This window comes from Streptomyces sp. NPDC005784 (assembly GCF_042871525.1).
Lineage (GTDB): Bacteria > Actinomycetota > Actinomycetes > Streptomycetales > Streptomycetaceae > Streptomyces.
The window spans coordinates 195,476-206,828 of the sequence record NZ_JBIAIQ010000003.1 but is presented as its reverse complement, the minus strand read 5'-3'; the positions used below and the strand labels follow the sequence as shown (position 1 = coordinate 206,828).

Annotated in this window: 11 protein-coding genes; 7 read left to right on the top strand and 4 right to left on the bottom strand. The window is 71.8% G+C overall.

Features of this window, described 5'->3' with window-relative positions:
* Window positions 1-78 precede the first annotated feature (78 nt).
* Window positions 79-426 carry a VOC family protein gene (locus ACFYR3_RS06385; protein ID WP_355840301.1) on the bottom strand — a complete coding sequence of 116 codons (348 nt, stop codon included), beginning with the start codon at window positions 424-426 and terminating at the stop codon, window positions 79-81.
* Window positions 427-634: 208 nt separating this feature from the next.
* On the opposite strand from ACFYR3_RS06385, the gene ACFYR3_RS06380 reads away from it, so the two are divergent.
* From ACFYR3_RS06380 to ACFYR3_RS06365, 4 genes are all read left to right on the top strand, one after another.
* Window positions 635-1,126 carry a phage holin family protein gene (locus ACFYR3_RS06380; RefSeq protein ID WP_389282024.1) on the top strand — a complete coding sequence of 164 codons (492 nt, stop codon included), beginning with the start codon at window positions 635-637 and terminating at the stop codon, window positions 1,124-1,126.
* Window positions 1,127-1,237: 111 nt separating this feature from the next.
* On the top strand, window positions 1,238-2,722 hold the full coding sequence (locus tag ACFYR3_RS06375; protein WP_355840303.1) for an NAD(P)/FAD-dependent oxidoreductase: 1,485 nt from the start codon (window positions 1,238-1,240) through the stop codon (window positions 2,720-2,722).
* Window positions 2,719-4,566, top strand: a complete 1,848-nt coding sequence (locus tag ACFYR3_RS06370; protein ID WP_389281772.1) for a transketolase — start codon at window positions 2,719-2,721, stop codon at window positions 4,564-4,566. Before ACFYR3_RS06375 ends, ACFYR3_RS06370 begins: the two co-directional genes overlap by 4 nt.
* 139 nt (window positions 4,567-4,705) lie before the next feature.
* Window positions 4,706-5,509 carry a GvpL/GvpF family gas vesicle protein gene (locus ACFYR3_RS06365; protein ID WP_389281770.1) on the top strand — a complete coding sequence of 268 codons (804 nt, stop codon included), beginning with the start codon at window positions 4,706-4,708 and terminating at the stop codon, window positions 5,507-5,509.
* Window positions 5,510-5,599: 90 nt separating this feature from the next.
* Here the strand turns inward: ACFYR3_RS06365 and ACFYR3_RS06360 are convergent, their stop codons facing one another.
* The 3 genes from ACFYR3_RS06360 to ACFYR3_RS06350 all read right to left on the bottom strand — a co-directional run bounded on the left by ACFYR3_RS06360 (window position 5,600) and on the right by ACFYR3_RS06350 (window position 8,402).
* Window positions 5,600-5,770: a hydrophobic protein gene (locus ACFYR3_RS06360; protein ID WP_261705026.1), complete on the bottom strand. Its 171-nt coding sequence runs from the start codon at window positions 5,768-5,770 to the stop codon at window positions 5,600-5,602.
* 42 nt (window positions 5,771-5,812) lie between these two features.
* Window positions 5,813-6,634 (bottom strand): class I SAM-dependent methyltransferase, encoded by an 822-nt coding sequence (locus tag ACFYR3_RS06355; RefSeq protein WP_389281768.1) that lies wholly within the window; start codon window positions 6,632-6,634, stop codon window positions 5,813-5,815.
* Between the two features lie 268 nt (window positions 6,635-6,902).
* Entirely contained in the window at window positions 6,903-8,402 is a 1,500-nt protein-coding gene (locus ACFYR3_RS06350; protein WP_389281766.1) for a bifunctional phosphatase PAP2/diacylglycerol kinase family protein, read from the bottom strand.
* Window positions 8,403-8,505: 103 nt separating this feature from the next.
* Between ACFYR3_RS06350 and ACFYR3_RS06345 the strand changes: the two genes are divergently transcribed.
* From ACFYR3_RS06345 to ACFYR3_RS06335, 3 genes are all read left to right on the top strand, one after another.
* Window positions 8,506-10,125 (top strand): ABC-F family ATP-binding cassette domain-containing protein, encoded by a 1,620-nt coding sequence (locus ACFYR3_RS06345; protein WP_389281764.1) that lies wholly within the window; start codon window positions 8,506-8,508, stop codon window positions 10,123-10,125.
* A gap of 210 nt (window positions 10,126-10,335) precedes the next feature.
* Window positions 10,336-10,578, top strand: a complete 243-nt coding sequence (locus ACFYR3_RS06340) for a DUF6158 family protein (protein ID WP_261705022.1) — start codon at window positions 10,336-10,338, stop codon at window positions 10,576-10,578.
* A complete protein-coding gene (locus ACFYR3_RS06335) occupies window positions 10,575-11,153 on the top strand; it encodes a TIGR03086 family metal-binding protein (RefSeq protein ID WP_356782014.1) in 579 nt (192 codons plus the stop codon). Before ACFYR3_RS06340 ends, ACFYR3_RS06335 begins: the two co-directional genes overlap by 4 nt.
* Window positions 11,154-11,353: the final 200 nt, after the last annotated feature.

Genomic DNA, 11,353 nt, shown 5'->3' with positions numbered 1-11,353 from the left:
CACCGCACGGCGGGGTGGGGCACCTGAGGTTTGTCGCGTCTCAGGTCCGTCGCGTCTCAGGTCCGGTGCGTCCGCGTCTCAGCTCCGGCGGTCCGCGTACTCGTACACCGACCCGTCCGGATGCACGGCGATGAGGTTGCGGCCCCCGGGTGTCTCCACCGGGCCCGCGACGACACGGGCGCCGAGGCCGGTGAGGACCCGGCCGGTCTCCTCGACGTCCTTGACGGCGATGGTCGCGGCGATCTTGCGCAACACGTCGAGTTCGGACTCGGGCCCGCTCATCAGCAGGAAGCAGCCGATCGCGGCGACCGACACACCGCCGCGCTCGAAGCGGAGCGCTCTGCTGCCCGCGAGCTGTTCGTAGAAGGGGACCGCAGTCTCCAGGTCGTCGACGCAGACGCGCAACGTGGTTCCCAGAATCTCCATGGGAACGAGCCTAGTTGGGGCGGGCGGAGCAGGAGATCGTTTCGGCTGGTAGCTGGTAGCTGGTAGCTGGTAGCTGGTAGCTGGTAGCTGGAAGCTGGTCGCCGGTCACCCGGTCACCGGTCGCGGGTCGCCGACTGGTGATCGTCGGGCGCCCGGGGCCTTCCCGTTACGGGTCCGGTCGGCCGGGTACCCGCACACCATGAAGCGCATCGAGCACCTGGAACATCTGGAGCATCTGGACAGGGAACTCGTCGACGAACTCACCATGGTGGCCCGCCAGACCATCAGGGACGAGCTGCGCGAACAGACGGGCAAAAAGCGCCGGACGGCCGCGTTGTACGCCGCTTCGGGGGCCGCCGCGCTGTACTCCGGTGCCGCCCTCGTCCTCGCCCTCGGACTGGCGCTCGCGTCGGTGCTGCCCGGATGGGCCGCCGCACTGATCGCCGCCGCGGTGCTCGGGGCCGTCGCCCACGTGCTGCGGGGCATGGCCCGGCCGTCCGCGCCCCGGCCCACGACCCGACACGCGCACGAGCTCGCGCCGCCCGGCCGGGTCGTCGGCGGCAGCCCGCCCGCCTTCCCGCCCGGCGGCATGGGCCTGCCGTATCCGCCGATCCGGTCCGGGACGCCCGATGTCCGCGGCACGGGCACAGGTACGGGCCTCTCCGACGACCCCGAGGCATGGCTCCGCCGGGCGCGATGACCTGGGCCCCTTCGAAGCCTGCGAAAAGTCGGAGGTGCCCATGTTTGGGCACCTCGGTCAGGGATACGCGGAAAGCCCCCGTACGACGAGCGATTCCGTCAGAGGAGCACCGTGAGTCGACCCCGCATTCTGATCGTCGGTGCCGGCTTCGCCGGGTACCGGACGGCCCGCGTCCTGTCGCGGCTGGTCCGGCACGAAGCCGACATCACCCTGCTGAACCCGACCGACTACTTCCTGTATCTGCCGCTGCTGCCGCAGGTCGCCGCCGGTGTCCTGGAGCCACGCCGCGTCACCGTCTCGCTCTCCGGCACGCTGCCCCACGTACGTCTCGTGCTCGGTGAGGCGCAGTCCGACGGGATCGACCTCGAAGCGCGGACCGTGCGCTACAGCGGCCCGGAGGGCGACAGCGGCACGCTGACGTACGACCGTCTCGTCCTCGCCGTCGGCAGCGTGAACAAACTGCTGCCCGTACCCGGTGTCGCCGAGCACGCGCACGGCTTCCGCGGGCTGCCGGAAGCGCTGTATCTACGGGACCACGTGACCCGGCAGATCGAACTCGGCGCCGCGTCGGACGACCCGAAGAGCCGCGCCGCGCGCCGCACCTTCGTGGTCGTCGGCGCCGGGTACACCGGGACCGAAGTCGCCGCCCAGGGAAAGCTGTTCACCGACGCGCTGGTGCGCAAGCGGCCACTGCGTGAAGGAACCCGACCGCGCTGGCTGCTGCTCGATGTCGCCCCGCGTGTGCTGCCCGAGCTGGACGAGAGGCTCTCGCGCACCGCCGACCGCGTACTGCGGCAGCGCGGCGTCGACGTGCGCACCAAGACGTCGGTCGAGGAGGCCACTCCCGACGGAGTCCGGCTCAGCGACGGGGAGTTCGTCGAAACCCGGACGCTGGTGTGGTGTGTCGGCGTACGGCCCGATCCGCTGGTCGAGGGACTCGGGCGGCCCCTTGAGAGGGGGCGGCTCCTCGTCGATCCGCATCTCCAAGTGCCGAGCCATCCAGAGGTGTTCGCCTGCGGGGACGCTGCGGCGGTGCCCGATCTGGAGAGGCCCGGTGAGTACACGCCGATGACGGCCCAGCACGCCTGGCGCCAGGGGAGGATCGCCGGCCGCAATGTCGCCGCCTCGCTCGGAATCGGCGAGCGCCGCGCCTACCGCCACCGTGACCTGGGTTTCACCGTCGACCTCGGGGGCGTCAAGGCCGCGGCCAATCCGCTGGGCATTCCCCTGTCGGGTCTGGCGGCCGGAGCCGTCACCCGCGGCTACCACCTCGCCGCCATGCCCGCCAACCGGGTCCGGGTCGCGGCCGACTGGCTCCTGGACGCCGTACTGCCGCGCCAGGCTGTGCAGTTGGGCCTGGTCCGCTCGTGGTCGGTACCGCTCGACACGGCCTCGCCCGAGTTGGCGCGGGTGGCGGGAGCACCCGCGGCGGGGGGAGCGCCTGAAGCACCCGGAGCTTCTGGAGCACCCGGAGCCCCTGCGGCCGCGGAAGCGCCCGCGGTGCCCGCAGCGCGTGACGCATCGGACGCACCGGGCTCGGACGGTGCGCGCCCGAGCAGTCCAGGAGCCGTGAGCCGCTCGGAAGGAGCGTCATGAACACCCGCCAACTCATAGATCTGGCCCAGCAGTTGCGCGTCGACAGCGTTCGAGCCGCCGACGCCGCGGGCTCCGGGCATCCGACATCGTCGATGTCCGCCGCCGACCTGATGGCGGTCCTGCTGGCCAACCGTCTGCGCTACGACTTCGAACGCCCTCAGCACCCCGGCAACGACCGTTTCGTCCTCTCCAAGGGCCACGCCTCACCCCTGCTGTACGCCGCGTACAAGGCGGCCGGTGCCGTGAGCGAGGCCGAACTGCTCACCTTCCGCAAGGCGGGCAGCCGCCTCGAAGGGCATCCGACGCCCCGGCAGCTGCCCTGGGTCGAGACCGCCACCGGATCGCTCGGCCAGGGACTGCCCGTCGGCGTCGGCATCGCGCTCGCCGGCAAGCGCCTCGACCGCACCGGATACCGGATCTGGGTGCTGTGCGGTGACAGCGAACTCGCCGAGGGATCCGTGTGGGAGGCCGCCGAGCACGCCGGGTACGAACACCTCGACAACCTCACCCTGATCGTCGACGTCAACCGCCTGGGCCAGCGCGGGCCGACCCGGCACGGGCACGACCTGGACGCCTACGCGCGCCGGTTCCGGGCGTTCGGCTGGCACGCCGTCGAGGTCGACGGCCACGACGTGGACGCGATCGACACCGCCTTCGCCGAGGCGGAGTCCACCAGCGGCAGGCCCACCGTGGTCCTCGCCCGTACCCTCAAGGGCAAGGGCGTGGCATCGGTCCAGGACCGCGAGGGCCTGCACGGCAAACCGCTGCCGGACGCCGATCAGGCGATCGCCGAACTCGGCGGTGTGCACGACCGGCGAGTGGAGGTCCGGCAACCCCCCGTCGCGAGGACGCTGCACGCCGTACGGTCCGGACACCTCGACCTGCCGCGGTACGACACCGGCGACGAGATCGCCACCCGGGACGCCTTCGGACAGGCCCTCGCCGCGCTCGGTACCGCCCGCGGCGACGTCGTCGCCCTGGACGGCGAGGTCGGCGACTCGACGCGCACGGAGTTCTTCGCCAAGGAACACCCCGACCGCTTCTTCGAGTGCTACATCGCCGAGCAGCAACTGGTCGCCGCAGCGGTCGGCATGGCCGCGCGGGGCTGGGTCCCGTACGCCTCGACGTTCGCGGCCTTCCTCACCCGCGCCCACGACTTCGTGCGGATGGCCTCCATCAGCGGCTCCGGCATCAACCTCGTCGGCTCGCACTGCGGCGTCTCCATCGGCCGCGACGGGCCCTCCCAGATGGGCCTGGAGGACCTGGCGATGTTCCGGGCGGTGTACGGCTCGACCGTGTTGTACCCGTGCGACGCCAACCAGACCGCGAAGCTGGTCGCCACGATGGCGGACCTGGAGGGCATCCGCTATCTGCGCACCTCACGCGGTGAGAGCCCCGTCATCTACAGCGCCACCGAGGAGTTCCCGGTCGGCGGCAGCAAGGTGCTGCGTGCCTCCGCCGGGGACCGGCTGACGCTGGTGGCCGCGGGCGTCACCGTCCATGAGGCCTTGGCCGCCGCGGAGACACTCGACCGGGCGGGCATCCAGACCCGTGTGATCGACCTCTACTCGGTGAAGCCCGTGGACCGCGCGACCCTGCGCGAGGCCGCCGAGGAGACCGGCTGCCTGGTCACCGTCGAGGACCACCGGGAGGAGGGCGGGATCGGGGACGCGGTGCTCGACGCCTTCACGGACGGCCGTCCCGTGCCCCGCCTCGTGCGCCTCGCCGTCCGTGGGATGCCCGGCTCCGCGAGCCCGGCCGAGCAGCTGCACGCCGCGGGCATCGACGCCGAGTCGATCGCGGCGGCGGCCCGGCTGCTGGTGGAGACGGTCGTGGTGCGCTGACCGGAGACAGAAGGGCACCATGGTCAGTACGCCGACGGCGCGGGCCGGCTGTCCGGCCCGGCGGACGGGGCGAGCCCGGCCCCACGCTCCGCCGACCGGTTCGCGGAGCGGGGGCGAGGGGAACCGCGGGAGGAGACCTATGAGCGCTTTGCGCTACGTCTACGCGATCTGCCGCCCCTTCGCGGCGGCGCTGTCGGCCGAGCTGGCCGGGGTCGCGGGCGTCCCGCCCAAGCTGCTGCGGCACGGCGACCTGATCGCCGTGGTCGGCTCGGTCCCGGAGCGGGAATTCGCCGCCGAGCCGCTGCGCCGACGGCTGGAGGACGTCCAGTGGCTGGAGGCGACGGCTCGCGCCCATCAGGGCGTCATCGACGCGCTCACCGCCGTCACCAGCCCGCTGCCGCTCCGGCTCGCCACCGTGCTCCGGGACGACAGCGGCGTACGCGTGATGATGAAGGAACGCAGGGAGGATTTCCTGCGGACCCTCGACCGCCTCGACGGGCAGGTGGAATGGGACGTGAAGGTGTACGCCGAAAACACCGAAACCGTCGGGGATTCCGGGACTTCCGAAACCTCCGGGACCTCCGAAACCAACGGTAACTTCGGGACTTCCGGGACTTCCGGGAAAACCCTGGAACGCGCGGACGAATTCACGCGCCGATTGCACGGCACCCTTTCCCGGTGTGCCGGGGAAACCCGGCTGCGCACCCTGCCGAATCCGGAATCCGCACCTTCCGAAGTGGCGGGCACCGAGGTCCTCGATGCCGCCTATCTCGTGCCGCGCGCGAAATCGGAGGAATTCGTGGAGCGGGTGAACGGAAGCGCGCGCGACGAGCCGGGGGTGCGAGTGGAGCTCACGGGGCCGTGGGCGGCTTACTCCTTCACGGGTTCCACGGGCCTCACCGGCTTCACGGGTGTCACGGCCTTTACGAGGAAGGCGTCGTGACCGTGTCCCTCACAGGGTGAGCGGTGCGAAGCGCGGCCCCAGGTCCAGAACCATCCTGGACCTCGGGCCGGGTCTATCGCGTACGAAGGCCTACCACCTGTACCAGCGGCCCCTGCCTCCGGAGGCACTCGTGCCACGCACCAGGAATCCGAGCAGCCACAGGACGATGACGACCAACGCTATCCACCACAGAATCTTCAGTGCGAATCCCGCACCGAAGAGAACCAGCGCCAGCAACAGAACGAGCAGGATGGGAACCATAGTGTTGACCTCCTGCATTCCGTGTTTCCCGATATCGCGGGATCAGGCCTCCTTTCGGCAGAGAATTTCCCCGTGCAGTACGGAGAACCAGCCGTCCTCCTGACGCCCCCACTGCCGCCAGGCGTCCGACACCGCCCGCAGTCCCTCCGTGGTCGCGTGGCCCCCCTCCGTCGCGCGCTCCGCGTACGCCGAGGCCAGCGTGCGGTCCGCCCACAGGCCGCTCCACCACTCCCGCTCGTCCTCGGTGGCGAAGGTCCAGGTGCTCGACGTGGCCGTGATGTCCCGGATCCCGGCGGCCAGTGCCCATGATTTGAGACGCCGGCCCGCATCGGGCTCGCCCCCGTTGGCGCGGGCGACCCGCAGGTACAGGTCCAGCCAGTCGTCCATGCCCGCCGTCGACGGATACCAGGTCATGGACGAGTAGTCCGCATCGCGGGCGGCGATGAACCCGCCGGGCTTGGTGACCCGGTACATCTCGCGCAGCGCCTGTACCGGATCGCCCACGTGCTGGAGCACCTGGTGGGCGTGGACCACGCAGAACGTGTCGTCCGGGTACTCCAGCGCGTGAACGTCGGCGACCGCGAACTCGACGTTGCGCAGGCCGCGTTCGGCCGCAACCTGGCGTGCCTGGTCCAGGACGCCGGACGCCTGGTCGACGCCGGTGACCTGGCCGTCCGGCACCCGTTCCGCCAGGTCGGCGGTGATGGTGCCCGGTCCGCAGCCGATGTCGAGGATCTTCATGTGCGGCTTCAGCGAGTCGAGCAGGTACGCCGCAGAGTTGGCGGCGGTGCGCCAGGTGTGCGAGCGCATCACCGACTCGTGGTGGCCGTGGGTGTAGACGGCGGTCTCCCGCGACTTCGGCATGACCGTTCCCCTTCTCGTCGTACGGGCCTCTGTGAGGCGTGTGCGCACTCCCTGAGGTAATGGCATCACCGTACGCGCTCATGTCGAATAATGAGACTCGTATCTTGCCATGTGGACAGCGGTGGCGGGGTGTTGTGCCTACGGGGGACCCGATGGAGCCAGGGGTTGTCGCCGAGTGCGTGGGTGCACGGCTTGAGTGCATCGGTGTGTCGACAGCTTGAGCGCAATTGGGCGCGGGCGGCGTCGGTGCATGCGTGCTCGGACGGCGTCAGTGCGCGGGAAGCGGGCGGTAGACGGTCAGCGCCTCGGGGCTCTTGCGCAGTGTCACCTCACCGCTCACCTCGGTGACTTCACCGTCGTAGGCGAGCAGCGTGCCGGGCGCGACGCCCTCGACGCGCAGACGGCCCACCCGTACGGCCGCGTGGGCCGGGGAGCGCGTGAGCGGGCCCGCGAAGGCCGCGGCCAGCAGCCGCACCGCGGGATGGCGGCCGCCGTGCACGACCCGTACGTCGAGCCGCCCGTCCGCGAGGTCGAAACGGCGGGCGGGCGCCAGCCCCATCCGGTGGTAGGTGCCGTTGCCGGCGAACAGCAGCCACAACGGGTGCGTACGGCCACCCAGTTCGGCCCGCAGCGGGTGATGGTCGGCGCGCAGCACGCGCAAAGCGCCCAGCACGCCCGCAGGCCAACTGCCGATCGCCTTGGACCAGTTCTCCCGCTCGCGCACCAACTCCGGATAGATGCCCAGGCTGCAGGTGTTGAGGAAGATGCCCTCCTTGCCGCCGGAGGCCCACCGGCCCACGTCCACCTGGACCGCCCCGCCCTCCTGGAGAGCGCGCACCAGGTCGCGTTCGCCCTCCACGCCGAGGTCGTGGGCGAAATGGTTGAGCGTGCCGCCCGGCAGGACGGCAAGGGGGATGCCGTGGCGCAGGGCGACCTCGGCCGCGGCGTTCACCGTGCCGTCGCCGCCGCACACGCCCAGTACCCGGGCGCGGGCCGCCGCCTTCTCCAACTCCTCCTGTATGTCGGAGGGTTCGCATTCCATGATCTCCGCGCGCGGCAGCGCTCCGGCCAGCGCGCCGACCCGCTCCGGGGTGCCCGAGCCCGTGTTGGCCACCATGACCAGGCCCTCGCCCTCAACCAGCGCGGGCGCGTCGGTGCGCGGACGGCCGGGCGGGGTCACCTGGTCCCGGGTGGGCACCAGTCCGCGCACGGCGTACGCGGCGCCGACGCCCAGGGCCGCACCCGCCAGGACATCGCTCGGGAAGTGGACGCCGGTGTAGACGCGGGACAGCGCGACCGCGGCGGCGAGCGGGGCGACGGCCGCGCCCCAGCCGCGGGACTCCAGCGCCACCCCCGCCGCGAAGGCGGCGGCGGAGGCGGCGTGCCCCGACGGGAACGACGTGGTGATCGGCTGCCGCTTCAGCTGCCGGACGAGGGGGACAGGGTCCAGCCCGGGGCGGGTGCGGCGCACCGAGCGCTTGCCGAGGGTGTTGATGGTGGCGGAGGCGAGCGCGAGCGAGGCGACACCCCGTACGGCGGCCCGGCGGGCCCGCGGGGTGCGGCTCGCCGCCACGGCGGCGGCCGTGGCGAACCACAGGACACCGTGGTTTGCGCCCCGGCTGAGCCGTGGCAGCACGGGGTCGGCGCCCGGCCAGTGCCGCGCGGCGACCGCCTCGAACAGCCGGCAGTCCACGGAGAGGAGGCGGTCCCGAAGGACGTGGCGGCCCGGTACCAGGGCGGTGAGGTCGACATCTGGGGTCGGTGTCATGCGGGTCCGTCTACCCCGGATCGGACGGTTCCCGCCCCGGCGCCGGGCCCCGCGTCGCATACGCGTTTGCCCCGCACCCCCGCTCCCCGGAGAATGCCTGCCCATGGGACATCTCGAAGCCGCACATCTTGAGTACTACCTTCCCGATGGGAGGGCGCTGCTCGGCGATGTGTCGTTTCGGGTGGGGGAAGGGGCCGTCGTCGCCCTGGTGGGGCCCAACGGCGCCGGGAAGACGACCCTGCTGCGGCTGATCTCGGGGGAGCTCAAGCCCCACGGGGGGACCGTCAACGTGGGCGGCGGGCTCGGGGTCATGCGGCAGTTCGTGGGCTCCGTACGCGACGAGACGACCGTGCGGGAGCTGCTCGTCTCCGTGGCCCCGCCCCGGATCCGCGAGGCGGCGAAGGCCGTGGACGACGCCGAGCACGCGATGATGACCGTGGACGACGAGGCGGCGCAGCTGCGCTACGCGCAGGCGCTGTCCGACTGGGCCGAGGTCCGCGGATACGAGTCCGAGACCCTCTGGGACATCTGCACGACGGCCGCCCTCGGCGTCCCCTACGAGAAGGCGCAGTGGCGGCTGGTCCGGACCCTGTCCGGGGGCGAGCAGAAGCGCCTGGTGCTCGAGGCGCTGCTGCGCGGCACCGACGAGGTGCTGCTGCTCGACGAGCCGGACAACTATCTCGACGTGCCCGGGAAGCGCTGGCTCGAGGAGCGGCTCAAGGAGACCCGCAAGACCGTGCTGTTCGTCTCCCACGACCGCGAGCTCCTCTCCCGCGCCGCCCAGAAGATCATCAGCGTCGAGCCCAGCCCGACCGGCGCGGACGCCTGGGTGCACGGCGGCGGCTTCGCCACGTATCACGAGGCCAGGAAGGAGCGGTTCGCGCGCTTCGAGGAACTGCGCAGGCGCTGGGACGAGAAGCACGCACAGCTCAAGAAACTGGTGCTGAATCTCCGTCAGGCGGCCTCCATCAGCCATGAGTTGGCGTCCCGCTACGCGGCGGCGCAGACCCGGCTGAGGAAGTTCGAGGAGGCCGGACCGCCTCCGGAGCCGCCGCGCGAGCAGGACATCAGGATGCGGCTGCACGGCGGGCGGACCGGAGTGCGGGCCGTGACCTGCAAGGGACTTGAGCTCACCGGCCTGATGAAACCCTTCGACCTGGAGATCTACTACGGCGAGCGGGTCGCCGTCCTCGGCTCCAACGGCTCGGGGAAGTCGCACTTCCTGCGGCTGCTCGCGGGCGGCGACGTCGCGCACACCGGCGAGTGGAAGCTCGGCGCCCGCGTGGTGGCCGGCCACTTCGCGCAGACACATGCCCACCCGGAACTGGAGGGCCGCACGCTCCTCGACATCCTGTGGACCGAACACTCCCAGGACCGCGGAGCCGCGATGTCCCGGCTGCGCCGCTATGAGCTGACCGCGCAGGCCGAGCAGCGCTTCGAGAAGCTCTCGGGCGGCCAGCAGGCGCGTTTCCAGATCCTGCTCCTGGAACTGGAGGGCTCGACGGCCCTGCTGCTGGACGAGCCGACCGACAACCTCGACCTGGAGTCCGCGGAGGCCCTTCAGGAGGGTCTTGAGGCGTACGAGGGGACGGTCCTGTCGGTCACCCACGACCGCTGGTTCGCCCGCTCCTTCGACCGCTACCTGGTCTTCGGCTCGGACGGCCGCGTCCGGGAGACACAGGAACCGGTGTGGGACGAGCGGCGCGTGGAACGGGCCCGGTAGGCGGACCGGAACGGCGGGTTCTTGCGCGGGAGCCCCGTCGGGGGGGCGGGCAGCCGAGCTCGTCCCGGGGAGGCCCGGCACCCCGGATGTTCGTAGAGTGGGGGGAGTAGGTCTCGATCCATGGCTCCCTCCCGGACGCCGCTCGGGGCAGTGTCTGCCCGGGGCGGGTGCCCGGACCGCACCGACGGCCACGACGAGCGGGGTAGCACCATGACCGGAGTCGACCCGGACCGGCTGGACGACCAGCAGCTGATGAAAGAGCTGGAGGCCATCCACCGCACCCGCCACGACACGCTGCTGCACGGTTCGAACGACGCGCTGCACACCCACAACGTGCGCATGGCCCAGCTGGAGGGCGAGTATCTGCGCCGCCACCCGCGCCGGCCCGTCTCGGCGGGCCGTACCCGTGACGGCGCCCGGGAGCGCGGACCCGCGGGGGTGCCGCCGGCATGACCGAATTGAACCCGATCCTGACCCGGCAGGCGGCGGCCCTGGAGCTCTTCGGCCACCGCGTCCACGCGATCCGCGACAGCCAGTGGGACGCCCCCACGCCGTGCACCGCCTGGAGCGTGCGCGACCTCGTCGGCCACCTCGTCTCCGAGCAGGCGTGGGTGCCCGCGCTGGTCCGGGACGGCGCCACCGTCGACTCGGTCGGCGACAGCCTGGAGGGCGACCTGCTCGGCGCGGACCCGGTCGCCGCCTGGGACACCGTGGCCGACGCCTCCCGCGCCGTGTTCGCCGAGCCCGGCGCGTTCGACCGCACGGTCCATCTCTCCTTCGGTGACATGCAGGCGGGCGACTACTGCGCGCAGCTGGTCACCGACCTGACGGTCCACACCTGGGACCTGTCCCGTGCCATCGGCGCCGACGAACAACTCCCCGAAGACCTGCTGACCTTCGCGGTCCGGGAGGTCACCCCGCACGCGGCGGAACTCGAGAGGAGCGGACTCTTCGCGGCCCCGGAGGAGCCACCGCCCGGAGCCGACGTCCAGACGAAACTGCTCTGCCTGGTCGGGCGCCGGCCCTGAGAATGCGCGCCACCCGGACCGGCACGCGCACCCGCTGTGAGTAGGCCGCCGCCGTCAGTGACGGCCAGGTGATGGCGGCACAGCCGTCCCAGCCCCCGGGAGGACGCAGCCCCCGCCCCCGGGAAGACGGGCGGCCCGGCGTGGGTGAGAATAGGAAGGTGTTTGTCCCGCATGGCGTGGGGCAGACGCTGTTGCAGTGC